Origin of the sequence: Streptosporangium sp. NPDC048047 (assembly GCF_040653115.1) — a bacterium.
Lineage (GTDB): Bacteria > Actinomycetota > Actinomycetes > Streptosporangiales > Streptosporangiaceae > Streptosporangium.
In genome coordinates this window covers 1-16,372 of sequence record NZ_JBEZNH010000033.1, presented here as the reverse complement: position 1 = coordinate 16,372, position 16,372 = coordinate 1, and the positions used below count along the sequence as shown (strand labels likewise).

Here is a 16,372-nt window from a genome sequence, read left to right as displayed (position 1 = left end):
GCATGCGGAAGGCCGTCGAGCGTGCCCTCGATGGCGGGACGGTCGACGGCCTTCCGCGGGAGGCATGAGTGCCCTGTGTGCCCTGGCGGCTTGACCGCCGGTGTTCACGCGGGCCGGAGGCTCAGGGGCTCAGACGTCGTAGTAGAGCTCGAACTCGTGCGGGTGCGGGCGCAGGCGCAGCGGGTCGATCTCGTTCTCCCGCTTGTAGGCGATCCAGGTCTCGATCAGGTCCGGCGTGAACACGCCGCCCTCCAGCAGGTACTCGTGGTCGGCCTCCAGCGCGGCCAGCACCTCCGGCAGCGACCCCGGCACCTGCGGGATGTCACGGGCCTCCTCCGGCGGAAGCTCGTACAGGTCCTTGTCGACCGGCTCGACCGGCTCGATCTTGTTGCGGATGCCGTCGATACCGGCCATGAGCTGGGCGGCGAAGGCGAAGTACGGGTTGCAGGACGGGTCCGGCACCCGGAACTCGATGCGCTTGGCCTTGGGGTTGGACCCGGTGATCGGGATACGGATGCACGCCGAGCGGTTGCGCTGCGAGTAGACCAGGTTGACCGGGGCCTCGTAGCCCGGGACCAGGCGGTGGTAGGAGTTGATCGTCGGGTTGGTGAAGGCCAGCAGCGACGGGGCGTGCTTGAGCAGGCCGCCGATGTAGTAGCGGGCGGTGTCCGACAGGCCGGCGTAGCCCACCTCGTCGTAGAACAGCGGCTCGCCGTCCTTCCACAGCGACTGGTGGCAGTGCATGCCGGAGCCGTTGTCCCCGAAGATCGGCTTGGGCATGAACGTGACCGTGTGGCCGTACTCCTGCGCCGTGCTCTTGACGATGTACTTGTACAGCATCATCGTGTCGGCGGCCTTGAGCAGGGTGTCGAAGCGGAAGTCGATCTCCGCCTGGCCGGCGGTGCCGACCTCGTGGTGCTGCATCTCCACCTCGACGCCGGCGTCGATGAGGCGGCGCACCATCTCCGAGCGCAGGTCGGTGAAGTGGTCCATCGGAGGCACCGGGAAGTAGCCGCCCTTGAAACGCGGCTTGTAGCCGAGGTTGCCGCCGTCCTGGGCCTTGCCGGTGTTCCAGGCGCCCTCGATGGAGTCGATGTGGTAGAAGCTCGAGTGGGCGCTCGTCTCGAACCGCACGTCGTCGAAGATGTAGAACTCGGCCTCGGGGCCGAAGTAGACCGTGTCGGCGATGCCGGTGCCCTTGAGATACTCCTCCGCCTTGCGGGCCACATTGCGCGGGTCGCGGCTGTAGGCCTCACCCGTCAGCGGGTCGTGCACGAAGAAGTTGATGTTGAGCGTCTTGTGCTGCCGGAAGGGGTCCAGGACCGCGGTGGACGGGTCGGGCAGCAGCAGCATGTCCGACTCGTGGATGGCCTGGAAGCCGCGGATGGACGAGCCGTCGAACATCAGACCGTCGGTGAAGACGCCGGCCCCGAAGTTCTCCGCGGGGAAGGTGAAGTGATGCGTCGTCCCCGGCAGGTCGGTGAACCTGACGTCGACGAACTGCACGCCTTCGTCCCTGATGAAATTCAGGACGTCGTCGGCGGAGTTGAACACGCGAACCTCCCAAGGGACACGGGCTGACAGTGCCGAAGGTAGGACTGTGCCGTTACTGCCCCGTGTCTCGACTGTTTCACTCGTGTTAAGCACGGCCTCCGTCCACGGTAGCCGCCCGGATACGCCCGGTTGCGCGGATGCGTCGACCTTTGCCGGAGTTTCACGTCCCGGAGCGTCGCGTCCGGTGTCTCATGGGCCGGCGTCCGGTGTCTCATGGGCCGGCGTCCGGCGCCGAGAACCATTCCGGGACGGCGAGGCGGACCCGCTCCACGACGTCGGGCCGGTGGACCGCCAGCGCTCCGCCGCCGGCCAGGCGGCGAAGCGCTCGTCGACGTCGTCCATGTCGGACACTGGGGGCTCCGGGGGGTGAGCGCTCGGCGGAAGTGATCATCCAATGATGGCGGGTCACCGTACGGTCCCGGTAACCGGCGCGGGCGGATTCGGGGGCGGCGGCGCGGGCGGATACCGTTGGGCCATGAACAGCAGGCAACCCCGCTGGACCCAGACGTGGCTCGGCGGCGTCCGGTCGGCGGGCGTCGACCTCGGTTACCCGGGGGAGCGGCTCGGTCTGCCCGAGCACGGCGGCGGATCGGTCGCCGGATTCGGACGCAGGCTCGGCGCGCTGGTGATCGACTGGCTGATCTGCGCCTGGGCCATCACCCAGGGGCTGCTGCGGATCGACCCCGTCCGGGGGAGCTGGGTCCCGCTCCTGGTCCTGGCGGCCGAGTACATCCTCCTGGTCGGCACCACCGGCATGACCCTCGGCATGCGCCTGCTCAACATCCGGGTCGCCACGCTCGGCGGCGGGCGGCCGCCCTTCCTCCCCGTGGTGGTGCGGACCGTGCTGCTCTGCCTGGCCGTACCGGCCCTGATCTGGGACCGCGACCAGCGCGGCCTGCACGACCGCGCGGCCGGCACCGTGGTCGTGCGCATCTGAGACCCGCATCCGCGACCCGCGCCTGAGATCGCCCGGGACCCGAGCCCGAGCCCAGGGCCCGAGCCCGGGACCCGAGCCTGAGATCCGCGCCGCCGCGAGGCCGGCGGCCTTCTGAGGGCGGGTACGGCGCGCGACGCCGAAGGAGCGCCGGCGGGGACGGCGCGCCGGAAGGGGGTACGGCGCGCGGTCAGGCGGGCCGGGCGCAGCTGAAGATCGCGGTCCCCGGCAGGTGGCGGCCGCGCAGCGGGCTCCAGCCTCCCCACTCGCGCTCGTGGCCGTCCGGCCACTCCGGCTCCACCAGGCCCTCCAGGACCAGCCCTGAGGCGACGACGTGCCCGACCCAGTCGGCCATCGTGCGGTGGTGCTCGACGTAGGACGGCCGCCCGTCCTCGCCGACCTCCACGTAGGGGGAGCGGTCGAAGTAGGACCGGTCGGCGGTCAGGCCGCGCGGGCCCGGGTCGTCGGGGAAGGCCCAGCGGACCGGGTGGCTGACCGAGAAGACCAGGCGTCCCCCGGGCCGCAGCACCCGGCGGGCCTCGCGGAGCACCGCCCCGGCGTCGGCCACGAACGGCAGCGCGCCGTACGCCGAGCACGCCAGGTCGAACGACTCGTCGGCGAACGGCATGGCCTCGGCGTCGGCCTGGACCACCGGCAGCGGCTCGCCGCCGTCGCCGGGGTCACCGCCGTCGTCGCCGGCCAGGTCGATCCGGCGGGAGTGCTGGAGCTGGCGGAAGGACAGATCGAAGGCGGCGACCCTGGCGCCCTGCGCGGCCAGCCACCGGCCGCACTGCCCGGCGCCGCAGCCGATCTCCAGGACGTCCCTGCCCGCGACGTCGCCCAGCAGGCGCGCGTCGGCCTCGTCCAGGCCCTCCGGACACCAGACGAAGCCCGCGTCGCGCAGGAACCCGCCGTGCTCGGCCTGGTAGTCGTCGGCGGCGGAGTCCCACCAGCCGCGGTTGGCCCGGGAGGTGCCGACGGCGTCCACCCGGCGCCGCGCCACCCCTGCGAGGTCCATCGGCCCGCCGTCAGCGCATCTTCGGGCGGGGCATCCGGCCGCCGCGCGGCAGCGGGCCCTTGGGCATCGGCAGCGTCTGCGGGAGCGCCTTCAGCCGGTTGTTGACCTCGTAGACGGCGGGCTTCTTGAGGTTGCGCGGCAGCTTCATCAGGTGCCGCTGCAGCTTGGCGATGGGGATCTGCCCCTCGCCGTCACCGGACTGGATGTCGTAGACGGGGACGTCGAGCGCGACCCGCTGGACGCGCTTCTTCTCCGCGACGAGCATCCGCTGCACCCGCGTGCCCGGTCCCTCGGAGATCAGGACGATGCCGGGGTAGCCGACCGCGCGGTGCACGATGTCCTGGTCGCGGTTGACCGCGACGGCCGGGGTCACCTCCCAGTTGCCGCGCATGCTCTGCAGGACCGCCGCGGCCGCGCCCGGCTGGCCCTGCAGCATGGAGTACTGCGCCCGCTGGGCGAGCTGGCCGAAGACGACCAGCCCGACGATGAGGGCGGCCATCACCCCGATGAGGATGAGGTACAGCAGCCAGCCCGTGACCAGCCCGAGCACGACGAACAGCACAAGCGTGCCGAGCGCCGACGCGTAGACGATCGGCATCCCCTTGGGGTTGGCCTGCTTGATGATCTGAGCGATCATGCGGAGCTGCTTGACGCGCCCCGGGCGCTCTTGGTCTTCGGGCTTCTTCGCCATAGTCATGAAGGATACAAATCGAGTGGGCAAGAGATGAAAACGTGACCTGACCGTGGACCGATCCGGCCCCCGTCCGCGCCGCCGCGGACGCGGCGACGCGGGCGCACGGCGGGCCGTGCGGTGTGGCGGGCACACCGGCCGTACGGCGGGCCGTACGGCGGCCTCAGGCGTGCTGACGGGCCTCGATGGCCTGCTGGTACAGGCGGCCGGCGCGGTAGGAGGAGCGGACCAGCGGGCCGGACAGGACCCCGGCGAAGCCGATGGCCTCGGCCTCCTTCTGCAGCTCGACGAACTCCTCCGGCTTCACCCAGCGGTCCACCGGGTGGTGGCGCGGGGTGGGGCGGAGGTACTGGGTGACGGTCAGCAGGTCGCACCCGGCCTCGTGGAGGTCGCGCATGGCCTGCAGGACCTCCTCGCGCTCCTCGCCCATGCCGAGGATCAGGTTGGACTTGGTCACCAGACCGGCACGCCGGGCCTTGGTGATCACTTCCAGGGATCGCTCGTAGCGGAACGCGGGACGGATGCGCTTGAAGATCCGCGGCACGGTCTCGATGTTGTGGGCGAACACCTCGGGCCGGGCGGAGAAGACCTCCTCCAGCTGGGCCTGGTCGCCGTTGAAGTCGGGCACCAGCAGCTCGACGCCGCAGCCGGGCACCATCGCGTGGATCCGCCGGGCGGTCTCGGCGTACAGCCACGCGCCGCCGTCGGGCAGGTCGTCGCGGGCGACGCCGGTCACGGTGGCGTAGCGCAGGCCCATCTGCTGGACCGACTCGGCGACCCTGCGCGGCTCGTCGGTGTCGTACTCGGCGGGTTTGCCGGTGTCGATCTGGCAGAAGTCGCAGCGCCGCGTGCACTGGTCGCCGCCGATGAGGAACGTGGCCTCGCGGTCCTCCCAGCACTCGTAGATGTTAGGACAGCCGGCCTCTTCGCAAACCGTGTGCAGACCCTCGCGTCTCACCAGCGACTTCAGCTCGGTGTACTCAGGGCCCGTCTTCATCCGGGTCTTGATCCACGGGGGCTTGCGCTCGATGGGGGTCTGGCTGTTGCGAACCTCCAGGCGGAGGAGCTTTCGGCCTTCAGGAGCAACGGTCACGTCATTCAGCTTATGTCCCCGGCGGACAGCGGACGCACCCGGCACCCCGCGGCGACCTGCGCCGCCACGTCCGCCCGGTGACCCGCCCGCCACGCGCGCCCGGCGGCCCCCCCACCGCGCCCGTCCGGCGGCCCGCCCCGCCCGCCGTATCCACCCGGTGGGCCGCGCCCTCGGATCCCGCCCCGGTCCGGGGGCCTCACGGGCCCGCCTCCCGGGCCGCCCCCGGCACGCCCGGGAGCCTAGGGGCGGAAGAGGTCCTCCTCGTACAGCTCGAAGGCGCGCGCGCCGAGCGCCTCCGCCAGGCGCTTCTCGGCGTACGGCGTGACCTCGTCCACCACGATCCGGCGGCCGGTCTCGGCGGACAGCGAGGAGACCCCGGCGTCGCTGATCCCGCACGGAATGATCCGGTTGTACCAGCTCGGGTCGTTGGCGCAGTCGAGCGAGAACCCGTGCATCGTCACGCCCCGCGACACCCGGATGCCCACCGCGCCGACCCGGCGGTCCGGCAGGCCGTGCGAGGGGTCACCGGCCACCCAGGCGCCGCTGCGCCCGGGCACCGGCACGGCGGGCACCCCGAAGTCGGCGCAGACGCCGAGCAGGGTCTCCTCCAGCAGCCGGACGTAGGAGGCGACGTCGAGCGGCCCGCCGAGCCTGACGATGGGGTAGCCGACGAGCTGGCCGGGACCGTGCCAGGTGATCCGGCCGCCCCGGTCGACGTCGATGACCGGGGTGCCGTCCGCGGGCCGTTCGCCGGGGGCGGTGCGCTTGCCGGCCGTGTAGACCGGCGCGTGTTCGAGCAGCAGACAGGTGTCGGGGATCTCATCGGCCACCCGGCGGGCGTGGAGCCGCCGCTGAAGATCCCATGCCTGTTCGTAGGGGAAATCGACACCGAGACGGACTATCGCCAGGTCACTCACGTACCAAGAGTAGTTGACCCGGCCCCGCTCATGCGGTGAGAAGCCGGGGCTCGACGCGGAGCTCTTTGACCCCGCCTGCGCCGTCGTGCTCGACCCGGTAGGCGTAGCCGTTCGGGGAGACGGTGACGGCCTGGATGAACTCGGTGCCGACGTAGTGCAGCCCGACGCCCTCGTCGGCGGCGAAACCGCCCGGCAGCTCTCCCGAGGCCACCGACCGGTGCAGCAGCTCGCGGCGCTGCGGGTCGGAGTCGTAGTGCACGCCGCAGGAGTAGGGGAGCAGCCCGAGACCGTCGGACCACGCCCGGAGCTCGGGGCCGAAGGAGTCGGTGTTGCCGCCCACGTGCCAGCAGAGCGCGCCGGCGCTCTGCCCGGACAGCACCACGCCCGCCCGCCACGCCTCGGCGAACGCCTCGTCCAGACCGTGCAGCCGCCACAGCGCCGCGAGGTTGGCCACGCTGCCGCCGCTGACATAGATCGCGTCCTGGCTGAGGATCCACTCGCGCGGGTCGGCGACGTTGGGCATCGGGAACACGGTCAGGTGGCTGACCTCGACGTCCCAGTCGCGGAACGCGCCGTACATCTTCAGCAGCCAGTCGGCGTCGTCACCCGTGGCGGTGGCCAGCAGGCCCAGCCTGGGGCGGTCCTGCCCGGTCAGGTCGAGGGCGTAGCGCAGCAGCGGGCTCGCCTCGATGAACCCGTGGCGCTCGGTCTGACGGAAGGACCCGCCCCCGATGGCGAGGATGTGCGACTGCCCGGACCTGCCCATATGTCGATCTCCAGGTGACTTCGGCGGAAAGGGGCCCCGGAGAAACGGACCCCGGGGAAACGGACCTTAGAGTACGGCGGCGAGCGCGTCGTCGAGGCGGATATGCCGGAAGGCGTGGCCCGCCTCCAGCAGCCGCCGCGGCAGCACCCGCTGGCCGATCAGCACGCCCTCCTCGGCGAACTCCCCGAGGACGGCGCGCAGCATGAAACCGGGTACGGCCACCGGCATCGTCGGCCGGTGCACGGCCTGCCCGAGCTCCCTGGTGAACCGCTCGTTGGTCACCGGCTCCGGCGCGGTGAGGTTGACCGGCCCCGACATCTCCGGATCGTCCAGGACGCGTCGCACGGCCCCCACCCAGTCGTCGAGGGAGATCCACGACATGTACTGCCGGCCCGACCCCAGCGGGGCGCCCATCCCGGAGCGGAAGAGGGGCAGGATCCTGGCCAGCAGACCCCCGTCGCGGCTCAGCACCAGCCCGGTGCGCAGCAGCGCCACCCGGACGCCCGCCTCGGCGGCGGGCCGGGTGGCGGCCTCCCAGGGCACCACCACGTCCCGGGCGAGGAAGCCGGAGCCCGCCGGGGACGTCTCGTCCACCTCGCGGTCGCCGGTGTCGCCGTAGAAGCCGGTCGCCGAGGCCGACAGCAGCGCCGGAGCGGCCGGCAGCTCCGCCAGGGCCCGGGCGACGGTCGCGGTCCCCTCCACCCGGCTGCGGACGATCTCGCGCTTGTACTCCTCGTTCCAGCGCCGGTCGCCGATGCCCGCTCCGGCGAGGTGGACCACGGCCCGGGCGCCCTCCAGCACGGCAGGATCGAGAGTGCCCCCCGCCGGGTCCCAGAACGCCTCGTCCGGGCCTCGCGGCGCCCGCCGTACGAGTGCGACCACCCGTGTGCCGTCGGCGCGCAGGGAGCGGACCAGGGCGGATCCCAGCAGGCCCGACGAGCCGGTCACGATGATCGTCATATCGTCCAATGTAATCGACCTCCCCTCCGGTCTTCGGGAGGCGGAGGCCACCGGATTCACCCGGGCGCGGCCCGCCGGCGCGGTGACCGTGACCCCGGCGGGCCGCCGGGGTCCCCCGGGAAACGGACCGGGCCGGCCCGCGTGACGCGGACCGGCCCGGAACGGGGAACCGGAGAGACTAGGCGTTCAGGCCCAGCTGGTTCTCGAACCGGCCCTCCTCCAGGCGACGCTTGATCGTCGTCAGGAAGCGGGCGGCGTCGGCGCCGTCGACCAGGCGGTGGTCGTAGCTGAGCGCGAGGTACACCATCGAGCGGACGGCGATGACCTCGCCCTCGGGGGTGTCCACGACGACCGGGCGCTTGACGACCGCGCCGGTGCCCAGCATGCCGACCTGCGGCTGGTTGAGGATCGGCGTGTCGAACAGCGCGCCGCGGCTGCCGGTGTTGGTCAGCGTGAACGTGCCGCCGGTCAGCTCGTCCGGGCTCACCTTGTTGGTGCGGGTGCGCTCGGCCAGGTCGGCGATCTTGCGGGCCAGGCCCGCGATGTTGAGGTCACCGGCGTCCTTGATCACCGGGACGATCAGGCCGCGCTCGGTGTCGGTCGCGAAGGCCAGGTGCTCGGCGTCGAAGTAGGTGACCTCGTTGGTCTCGCTGTTGATCGTGGCGTTCAGCTTCGGGTGCTGCTTGAGCGCCTCGACGGTGGCGAGGGCGAAGAACGGCATGAACGACAGCTTCACGCCCTCGCGCCGCTGGAACTCGGCCTTCGCCCGGTCGCGCAGCCGCGCGATCTTGGTGACGTCGACCTCGACCACGGTGGTGAGCTGCGCCGAGACCTGCAGCGACTCCACCATGCGCTTGGCGATGGTCTGGCGCAGCCGCGACATCTTCTCGGTACGGCCGCGCAGCGTGGTGTCCACCGCGACCGGCTCGGGAGCCGGGGCGGCGGCCTGCTGAGGCTGCTGAGCCTGCGGGGCGGCGGCCTGCGGCGCGGGAGCCTGGGCGGCCTGGGCCTGCTCGCGCTGGCTGCGGGCCGCCTCCAGGACGTCCTGCTTGCGGATGCGGCCGCCGACGCCGGTCCCGTTCAGCGACTCCAGGTCGACGTTGTGCTCACTGGCGAGCTTGCGCACCAGCGGGGTGACGTACGGGCTCTCACCGGCTGGAGCCTGCTGCGCCTGCGCGGCGGGAGCCTGCTGCGGGGCCGGGGCCGGGGCCTGCGGCGCGGGGGCCGGAGCCGGCGTGGGCGCCGGGGCGGGAGCCTGGGCCTGCGGCTGCGGGGCCGGGGCGGGCGCCTGCTGCGGAGCGGGCTGCGGGATCGACGAGATCGGCTGGGCCGGCTCGGGCTCGGGCTCGGGCTGCGGCTCCGGCTCGGCGGCCGGGGCGGCCTCCTCGGCCGGGGCCGCGGCGGCCGTGCCGCCCTCGTCGATGATCGCCAGCTCGGCGCCGACCTCGACGGTCTCGTCCTCAGCGACGACGATCTTGCTGAGGACGCCCGAAGCAGGGGAGGGGATCTCGGTGTCGACCTTGTCGGTCGAGACTTCGAGGAGCGGCTCGTCGGCCTCGACGCGCTCGCCTTCCTTCTTCAGCCAGCGGGTGACGGTGCCCTCGGTGACGCTCTCGCCGAGCTGGGGCATCTGTACGGACTTCGGCATTGGTGTCTTCTCTCGTGTCTTCCGAGCGAGGGCCGGTGGTTAGTTGTGGACGTGCAGCGGCTTGCCGGCCAGGGCCAGCATGGCCTCGCCGACGGCCTCGGACTGGGTGGGGTGGGCGTGGATCAGCTGCGCGACCTCGGAGGGCAGGGCCTCCCAGTTGTAGATCAGCTGACCTTCCGTCACCAGCTCGCCGACGCGGCGGCCGACCATGTGCACGCCGAGCACCGGGCCGTCCTTCTCGCTGATGACCTTGACCGCGCCCTGCGTCTGCAGGATCTGGCTCTTGGGGTTGCCCGCGAGGTCGTAGGTGAACTCCACGATCTCGTGGCCGCGCTCCCGGGCCTGGGCGGAGGTGATGCCGACCGAGGCGACCTCGGGGTCGGAGTAGGTGATGCGCGGCACGCCGTCGTAGTCGATCGGCACCGGGTTCAGCCCGGCGATGTGCTCGGCCACCAGGATGCCCTCGGCGAAACCGGCGTGGGCGAGCTGCAGGGTGGGGATGAGGTCGCCCACCGCGTAGACGCCCGGCACGCTGGTCTGGCAGTACTCGTTCACCACGACGGTGCCGCGCTCGATCGCGATCCCGGCCTCCTCGAAGCCCATGCCCGAGGAGACGGCGCCGCGGCCGACGGCGACGAGCAGCAGCTCGGCGTCGAGGGTCTTGCCGCCGGCGAGCGTGACGACCACGCCGGTGTCGGTGGTCTTGACGCTCTCGAAGAAGACGCCGAGCTCCTGCTTGATGCCGCGGCGGCGGAAGGCCCGCTCCAGCAGCTTGGAGCTGGACTCCTCCTCCAGGGGCAGCAGGTGCGGCAGCGCCTCGACGATCGTCACCTCGGCGCCGAAGGAACGCCAGACGCTGGCGAACTCCACGCCGATGACGCCGCCGCCCAGGACGACCACCGAGCTCGGCACGCGGTCCAGCCGGAGGGCGTGCTCGCTGGTGATGACCCGCTCGCCGTCGATCTCCAGGCCGGGCAGCGTCCGGGGCGCCGAGCCGGTGGCGAGCACGATGTCGCGGCCCTCGTAGACCTCCGAGCCGACGGCCACGCGGTTCGGGCCCGCCAGACGGCCCTCACCCTCGACGATCGTGATGCCCTTGCTCTTGAGCAGGCCCTGCACGCCCTTCCAGGCGCGGTTGACGATCTTGTCCTTGAACGCGTGGACGCCGTCCATGTCGATGCCCTCGAAACGGGCCCGGACGCCGAACGCCGCGCTCTCCCGGGTCTCGTCGGCCACTTCCGCCGAGTGCAGGAGGGTCTTGGTGGGGATGCACCCCCGGTGCAGGCAGGTGCCGCCGATCTTGTCCTTCTCGATCAGCGCGACGCTCTTGCCCAGCTCGGCGGCCCGCAGAGCGCAGGCATACCCCCCGCTGCCGCCCCCCAGGACGACGATGTCGTAGGGGCCGCTGCCATCAGCCACAGGAAAGCTCCTTGTCGGATCGAAATACCGTCTTCACGGTCGCGCCCGGCCCGCCCCGCGAACGGCGCGGGTGCGCCGCGCGCGTCCGCCCCGCGGGGTGCGGATCGCCGCTCGCGCCGGGGCCGGCCCGTCGGCCGGGCCCCGGCGACCGCATCTTTTCATTTGTCCGCCCCGCGCGCCGCCCGCTCGGGGACGCCGCCCGGGGCGGGATGGATCGGTCAGCCCGCGTAGCGCTCGGCGATGCCCACGAGGGTCCGGGTGATCGCCCCGGTGCCGCCCTTGGGGGTGTAACCGTGCGGCTCGCCCTTGTTGAAGGCGGGACCGGCCATGTCGATGTGCGCCCAGCTCACCCCGGCGGGCACGAACTCCCGCAGGAAGATGGCCGCGGTCAGCATCCCGCCGAAGCGCTCGGGGTGCAGGTTGGCGATGTCGGCGACGGGGGAGTCCAGACCCTTGCGGAGCTCCTCCGGCAGGGGCATGCCCCAGGCGGCCTCACCCTGCTCGCCGGCGACCTCGACGACGGTCGCGCGCAGCTCGTCGTCGTTGGCCATGACGCCGGCCGTACGCCAGCCGAGCGCCACGATCTGGGCGCCGGTGAGCGTGGCGACGTCCACGATCACGTCGGGCTCGTCCTCGGCGGCGCGGGCGATGCCGTCGATCAGGACCAGGCGACCCTCGGCGTCGGTGTCGAGGACCTCGACGGTCTTGCCGGCGTAGCTGGTGAAGACGTCGGAGGGGCGCTGGGCGGTGCCGCTCGGCATGTTCTCCGCGAGGCACAGGTAGCCGACCGCGTTGACCTTCAGGCCGAGCCCGGCGATCGCGACGAGCGCGCCGAAGACCGCGCCCGCGCCGCCCATGTCGGACTTCATCCAGTCCATCGAGGCGGTGGGCTTGAGGGACAGGCCGCCGGAGTCGAAGGTGATGCCCTTGCCGACGAAGGCGACCCGCTTTCCGGCCTCGGGGTGGCTGTAGGCGAGGCGGACCAGACGCGGCGGGTTGGCCGAGCCCTGGCCGACGGCGACGATGCCGCCGAACCCGGCCTCCTTGAGCTCCTTCTCGTCGAGGACCTCCACCGACAGGCCCGCCTGCGCGCCGATCTCCTGGGCGATCTCGGCGAAGCGGGCCGGCCACAGGTCGGAGGGCGGGGTGTTGACCAGGTCACGGACGAGGGAGACCGACCCGGCCACGGTGACGGCGCGGTCGACCGCGGCCTGGGCGCCCTCGGCGCGGCTCAGGACGGTCAGCTCGCCGACCGGGGCGACCGGCTCGCCGCCGGTCCGGTACTTGGTGAAGGAGTACGCGCCGAGCAGGGCGCCCAGCGCGACGGCCCCGGCTCGCTCGGCGTCGGCGGCGGGCAGGGCGAGCGCGACCCGGGCGGTCCCGGCCAGCGCGCGGGTCGCGGCGCCGGCGGCGCGGCGCAGCGCCTCGGGGTCGTGGTCGCCCTCGGGGGCGTCGCCGAGGCCGGCGACGACCAGGAGGGGGGCGCTCAGCGCGCCGAAGGTCGGAACCTTCGCGATCTCGCCCGCCTTGCCCTTGACGCCCATGGCGCCGAGGGTCGCGGCCAGCCGGCCGCCGAGCGCGTCGTCGAGGCCCTCGGCCCCCGGAGCGGGGACGGGACCGTCGGGGCTGCTGTGGACGCCGACGACCAGGGCATCGGTATCAAACGAGACAGCGTTGTCAGTTGAGTTCAGCCGCACAGTGGTCACGTCGCCCGATGCTAGTCGTGCTTGGGAGCAACGCGTAAACGCGGGTTCGTCCTACGAATCGGCGGGAGCCCGGATGAAACCATCATGGTTAGCACCATCAAGGTCATGGTGCTACTGTAGATATCACCATGCTGCTCACTTTGGACTTGAACGATCCCCGCCCCCTGCACGATCAGGTGGCCGGGTCGATCCGGCGGGCAATCGCCGAGGGCTCCTATGCCCCGGGCGACCGCCTCCCGCCCGCCCGGGATCTGGCGGGCGCGCTCGGGATAAACGTCAACACGGTCCTGCGGGCACTGCGCGAGCTGCGGGACGAGGGGCTGCTGGAGTTCCGTCGCGGGCGCGGCGTCAGCGTGCTCAGCAGGCCCGACGCGCGCGCGGCGCTGCAGGAGGCGGCGCGCGAGCTGCTCGCCGAGGCCGACAGGTACGGCTACGGCCCCGAAGAGGTCATCCACATCATCCGGGAGCTTTCATGAAACGGACCGCCGTCACCGTCGCGCTCGTCTGGGGCACGCTCGTCTGCGCGGCCCTGGTCGCCATCCCCCTCGCGCTGCGCGACCGCCTGCCCGACCCCGTCGCCACGCACTGGAGCATGACCGCCCCCGACGGGAACATGTCCCTCACCACGAGCATCGTGGCGGGCCTGGGCCTCTGGGTCGCCCTCTGGGCGTTCCTCCTCGTCTCGGCCGCGCGCGGCCGGCTGCTGGGCACCCGGGGCGGACGGGCGAACTGGTGGGGCTTCCTGTTCGGCGGGTCGGTGTTCGTCCTGGCCGTGTCGGGCTCCACCTTCCTCGTCAACCTCGACGTCGCCGACTGGCGTCAGGCCGTGATGCCCGGCTGGACGGTCCCCGCCGTGCTCGGCGCGGCCTTCGGAACCGGCCTGCTCGCCGCGTATCTCGGCCGGGGCGAGGCCGACAGGCCCACCGACCCCGAGGACGCGCCGGCCATGCGGTTGCGGCCGGGGCAGCGGGCGGTCTGGGCGGGCCGCGCCACCAACCCCTGGCTGTCGAGCCTGTCGGTGGCGATGCTGCTGGCGGGCATGGTCTCCGTCGGATTCCTCGTCCTGGGGACGCCGGTCGGGGAGGCCGTCTGGGCCGTCCTGCTGCCGCTGCTGCCCCTGGCGCTGATCGTGTCCCTGGTGAGCGACATCCGGGTCCGTGTCAGCCCGGACGGGCTGCGGGTCGGCTTCGGCCCGTTCTCCTGGCCCGCCTTCCGGGTCCCCGCCGAGAAGATCGCGTGGGCCGCCGCCGAGCGGCACAACCCCCTGGAGGTCGGCGGCTGGGGCGTGCGGGGCCTGCCCGGCACCGGGCGGCTCGCGGTCATGGTGCGCGGCGGCGAGTGCCTGGTCGTCCGGCGGGCCGACGGCGGGCGGCTCATCGTCTCCGTCGACGACGCCGAGCGCGCCGCGGCCCTGCTGAACGCCTACGCCGCCGAGACGGCCGCCGCGTGACCCGCCGGGACGGCGCGGCCCCGACGGAGACGTTTCCCGCGCCGCCCCGGATCTCCCGTTCCCCGGTACCCGTCCCGACTCCCCGGTCGAACCTCCGTCCCTTGACGGCCTTCGACGGCACACTCCCCGGCCCCTCGACCGGTTCCGCGGTCCGGACCGCGCCGGTGGACGGGCCGGGCCTCCCTCCTCCGCGGAAGTCACGGAAGCCTCCCCGCGAGAATCCCGAAAGGTGATGTCATGCCACGCCGGTCCGCAGACCTCCCACTGTTCCTGATCACCGCGTTCGCCCTGTCCTGGGTGGCCGCGCTGCCCATCTGGCTGGCCGACGCCCCCATCGGCTCCCCGCTCTTCACCGTGGCCGGCCTCGTGATGATGTTCACCCCGACGTTCGGGGTCCTGGTCGTGTGGCTGTACGGCAGGAGCCGCGGGGAGCCAGGGACCTCCGCGCGCGAGTGGGCCCGCCGCACCGGCCTCACCCTCGGCGAGCGCCGGGGCCGCACCCTGGGGCTGCTCGCGGCGGCCTGGTTCGGCGTCCCCGTCCTCGTCGCCGCGGCGATCGCGCTGAGCGCCGCCTTCGGGCTGCTCTCCGTCGACCTGTACGGCCTCAGCCTGTTCCGTCAGGGCCTGCCCCGCACCGGTCAGGGACAGGTCGCGCCCGACCCCACGATCACGGCGCTCATCCAGGTCGTCTCGATCTTCCTGATCGTCCCGCTGATCAACTCGATCGCCACCTTCGGCGAGGAGTGGGGCTGGCGCGGCTGGCTCCTGCCCCGGCTCATGCCGATGGGCACCTGGCGGGCGCTGCTGGTCTCCGGGGTGATCTGGGGCGCCTGGCACGCCCCGCTCACCCTGCGCGGCTACAACTACCCCGAGCTCGGAGCGTGGGCCGCGCCCATGTTCGTCGTCTTCTGCGTGGCCTTCGGCGCCCTGCTCGGCTGGCTGCGCCTGCGCTCCGGCAGCATCTGGCCGGCGGTCATCGGCCACGCGTCGCTGAACGGCTCGGGCGGCCTCATCATGCTGGTCGGCGACGCCGCCGCGCCGCCCCACCTGGCCGTCGCCGGGATCACCGGTCTGGTCGGCTCGGCTCTGATCGCCGTACTGACCGCCGCGCTGTTCCGGTTCCGCCCGGTCACCGCGCCCGCCCCGGCCGCCGTCTGAGCCGCCGTCCGAACCGTCGCCCAGGCAGGCGTCTGAGCCGTCTTCCGAGGTGACGCCGGACGTGCCCGGTGCGCGGCCCAGGCAGGTCGGGGCGGGGTCCGGGCCGTCCGGGGTCAGCGGTTCCCGGCGATCACCGCGCACACCAGCAGCGCGGCGGTCGCCGCGACCTCCACGAGCGCGCCGAGCACGTCGCCGGTGACCCCGCCCAGCCGCCGCACGGCCCTGCGCCGCAGCGCCCGGGCGGCGAGCAGCCCGGCGAGCACGGCCGCCGCGAACCCCCAGGGCACGGCGTACGGCCCCCGCCCCGCGACGCCGTACGCCAGGGCCGTCACCCCGGCGAGCACCGGAGCCGTCACCGCGAGCGCGGCGCCGCGCCGTACGGTGCCCGCGACCGTCGCGCCGAGGCCGTCCGGGCGGGCCGGCGGGACGGACGGCAGGCAGGCCCAGGTGAGCGCCAGCCGCCCCGCCGCGCAGGCCGTCACCAGTGAGACCGGCCCCAGCCCCGCCGAGGCCGCCTCCTCCAGTGCCGCCACCTGGAGCAGCAGGGTGAGGACCAGCGTCACGACGCCGAACGGGCCGATGTCGGACCGCTTCATGATCTCCAGCGCGCGGTCCGCGGGCCTGCCGCTGCCCAGGCCGTCGGCGAGGTCGGCCAGGCCGTCCAGGTGCAGGCCCCGGGTCAGCAGCGCCAGGGAGCCCACGGCCAGAACCGAGGCCGGAAGCGGCGAGATCCCCGCCCACAGCGCCGCCCCGAGCACGGCCGCGCCGACCGCCCCGAGCAGCGCGCCCACGAACGGCGCGGCCGTCATCGCGACCCCGGCGGCCCGGCGGTCGACCACCTCCGGCGACCGGACCGGCAGGACGCTCAGCGTGCCGACCGCCAGGCGGAGCCCGTCGGCGAACGTGGACGGGCGGGGCGGGGAGGGGCCTGCGGACATGACCGCCGATCGTAGCCGCCCGTCATCCGCCTTCCGTCGGCGGGCGACCGGGGACCGAGGACCGGGGTCTCCAGGCGGTCGGTGGCGGCCCGCCAGTCGGCCTCGGCGACCACGCCGCCG

General features: G+C 73.1%; 15 protein-coding genes. 4 read left to right on the top strand and 11 right to left on the bottom strand.

The window, feature by feature from the left end; genetic code table 11:
• Positions 1-129: 129 nt before the first annotated feature.
• Positions 130-1,554 carry a type I glutamate--ammonia ligase gene (gene glnA / locus AB0D67_RS25165; RefSeq protein WP_362940467.1) on the bottom strand — a complete coding sequence of 475 codons (1,425 nt, stop codon included), beginning with the start codon at positions 1,552-1,554 and terminating at the stop codon, positions 130-132.
• Between the two features lie 475 nt (positions 1,555-2,029).
• Here glnA and AB0D67_RS25160 point away from each other — a divergent pair, with 475 nt between their 5' ends.
• Positions 2,030-2,491: an RDD family protein gene (locus AB0D67_RS25160; protein ID WP_362940464.1), complete on the top strand. Its 462-nt coding sequence runs from the start codon at positions 2,030-2,032 to the stop codon at positions 2,489-2,491.
• A 187-nt stretch (positions 2,492-2,678) separates the two neighbouring features.
• Here AB0D67_RS25160 and AB0D67_RS25155 read toward each other — a convergent pair whose 3' ends face one another.
• The 9 genes from AB0D67_RS25155 to AB0D67_RS25115 all read right to left on the bottom strand — a co-directional run bounded on the left by AB0D67_RS25155 (position 2,679) and on the right by AB0D67_RS25115 (position 12,706).
• Positions 2,679-3,506 (bottom strand): class I SAM-dependent methyltransferase, encoded by an 828-nt coding sequence (locus AB0D67_RS25155; protein WP_362940461.1) that lies wholly within the window; start codon positions 3,504-3,506, stop codon positions 2,679-2,681.
• Between the two features lie 10 nt (positions 3,507-3,516).
• Positions 3,517-4,197, bottom strand: a complete 681-nt coding sequence (locus AB0D67_RS25150; protein WP_362940458.1) for a DUF4191 domain-containing protein — start codon at positions 4,195-4,197, stop codon at positions 3,517-3,519.
• Between the two features lie 163 nt (positions 4,198-4,360).
• Complete coding sequence (gene lipA, locus AB0D67_RS25145; RefSeq protein WP_362940455.1) at positions 4,361-5,290, bottom strand: lipoyl synthase; 930 nt, start codon at positions 5,288-5,290, stop codon at positions 4,361-4,363.
• 239 nt (positions 5,291-5,529) lie between these two features.
• Positions 5,530-6,207 carry a lipoyl(octanoyl) transferase LipB gene (gene lipB / locus AB0D67_RS25140; RefSeq protein WP_362940452.1) on the bottom strand — a complete coding sequence of 226 codons (678 nt, stop codon included), beginning with the start codon at positions 6,205-6,207 and terminating at the stop codon, positions 5,530-5,532.
• Positions 6,208-6,235: 28 nt separating this feature from the next.
• Complete coding sequence (locus AB0D67_RS25135) at positions 6,236-6,973, bottom strand: peptidase E (RefSeq protein WP_362940449.1); 738 nt, start codon at positions 6,971-6,973, stop codon at positions 6,236-6,238.
• Between the two features lie 66 nt (positions 6,974-7,039).
• Positions 7,040-7,933: a TIGR01777 family oxidoreductase gene (locus tag AB0D67_RS25130; RefSeq protein WP_362940446.1), complete on the bottom strand. Its 894-nt coding sequence runs from the start codon at positions 7,931-7,933 to the stop codon at positions 7,040-7,042.
• Positions 7,934-8,111: 178 nt separating this feature from the next.
• The gene (sucB, locus tag AB0D67_RS25125) at positions 8,112-9,581 is read right to left on the bottom strand and encodes a 2-oxoglutarate dehydrogenase, E2 component, dihydrolipoamide succinyltransferase (RefSeq protein ID WP_362940443.1); all 1,470 of its coding nucleotides are present in this window, start codon (positions 9,579-9,581) and stop codon (positions 8,112-8,114) included.
• 39 nt (positions 9,582-9,620) lie between these two features.
• Positions 9,621-11,000 carry a dihydrolipoyl dehydrogenase gene (lpdA, locus tag AB0D67_RS25120; protein WP_362940440.1) on the bottom strand — a complete coding sequence of 460 codons (1,380 nt, stop codon included), beginning with the start codon at positions 10,998-11,000 and terminating at the stop codon, positions 9,621-9,623.
• Positions 11,001-11,218: 218 nt separating this feature from the next.
• Positions 11,219-12,706 (bottom strand): leucyl aminopeptidase, encoded by a 1,488-nt coding sequence (locus AB0D67_RS25115; RefSeq protein WP_362940437.1) that lies wholly within the window; start codon positions 12,704-12,706, stop codon positions 11,219-11,221.
• Positions 12,707-12,834: 128 nt separating this feature from the next.
• Here AB0D67_RS25115 and AB0D67_RS25110 point away from each other — a divergent pair, with 128 nt between their 5' ends.
• The 3 genes from AB0D67_RS25110 to AB0D67_RS25100 all read left to right on the top strand — a co-directional run bounded on the left by AB0D67_RS25110 (position 12,835) and on the right by AB0D67_RS25100 (position 15,314).
• The gene (locus tag AB0D67_RS25110; protein ID WP_179818577.1) at positions 12,835-13,182 is read left to right on the top strand and encodes a GntR family transcriptional regulator; all 348 of its coding nucleotides are present in this window, start codon (positions 12,835-12,837) and stop codon (positions 13,180-13,182) included.
• On the top strand, positions 13,179-14,156 hold the full coding sequence (locus AB0D67_RS25105; protein ID WP_362940434.1) for a hypothetical protein: 978 nt from the start codon (positions 13,179-13,181) through the stop codon (positions 14,154-14,156). The genes AB0D67_RS25110 and AB0D67_RS25105 overlap by 4 nt, the downstream gene beginning before the upstream one ends.
• 237 nt (positions 14,157-14,393) lie before the next feature.
• A complete protein-coding gene (locus tag AB0D67_RS25100; RefSeq protein WP_362940431.1) occupies positions 14,394-15,314 on the top strand; it encodes a CPBP family intramembrane glutamic endopeptidase in 921 nt (306 codons plus the stop codon).
• Between the two features lie 113 nt (positions 15,315-15,427).
• On the opposite strand, the gene AB0D67_RS25095 is transcribed toward AB0D67_RS25100, so the two are convergent.
• A complete protein-coding gene (locus AB0D67_RS25095) occupies positions 15,428-16,252 on the bottom strand; it encodes an adenosylcobinamide-GDP ribazoletransferase (protein WP_362940428.1) in 825 nt (274 codons plus the stop codon).
• Between the last annotated feature and the right edge of the window lie 120 nt (positions 16,253-16,372).

Coding starts and splice junctions, on each gene's coding strand:
- sucB (WP_362940443.1), bottom strand. CDS start 9,581: ATGCCGAAGTCCGTACAGATGCCCCAGCTCGGCGAGAGCGTCACCGAG.
- AB0D67_RS25095 (WP_362940428.1), bottom strand. CDS start 16,252: ATGTCCGCAGGCCCCTCCCCGCCCCGCCCGTCCACGTTCGCCGACGGG.
- AB0D67_RS25110 (WP_179818577.1), top strand. CDS start 12,835: ATGCTGCTCACTTTGGACTTGAACGATCCCCGCCCCCTGCACGATCAG.
- AB0D67_RS25130 (WP_362940446.1), bottom strand. CDS start 7,933: ATGACGATCATCGTGACCGGCTCGTCGGGCCTGCTGGGATCCGCCCTG.
- AB0D67_RS25160 (WP_362940464.1), top strand. CDS start 2,030: ATGAACAGCAGGCAACCCCGCTGGACCCAGACGTGGCTCGGCGGCGTC.
- AB0D67_RS25105 (WP_362940434.1), top strand. CDS start 13,179: ATGAAACGGACCGCCGTCACCGTCGCGCTCGTCTGGGGCACGCTCGTC.
- AB0D67_RS25155 (WP_362940461.1), bottom strand. CDS start 3,506: ATGGACCTCGCAGGGGTGGCGCGGCGCCGGGTGGACGCCGTCGGCACC.
- AB0D67_RS25150 (WP_362940458.1), bottom strand. CDS start 4,197: ATGGCGAAGAAGCCCGAAGACCAAGAGCGCCCGGGGCGCGTCAAGCAG.
- AB0D67_RS25135 (WP_362940449.1), bottom strand. CDS start 6,973: ATGGGCAGGTCCGGGCAGTCGCACATCCTCGCCATCGGGGGCGGGTCC.
- AB0D67_RS25100 (WP_362940431.1), top strand. CDS start 14,394: ATGCCACGCCGGTCCGCAGACCTCCCACTGTTCCTGATCACCGCGTTC.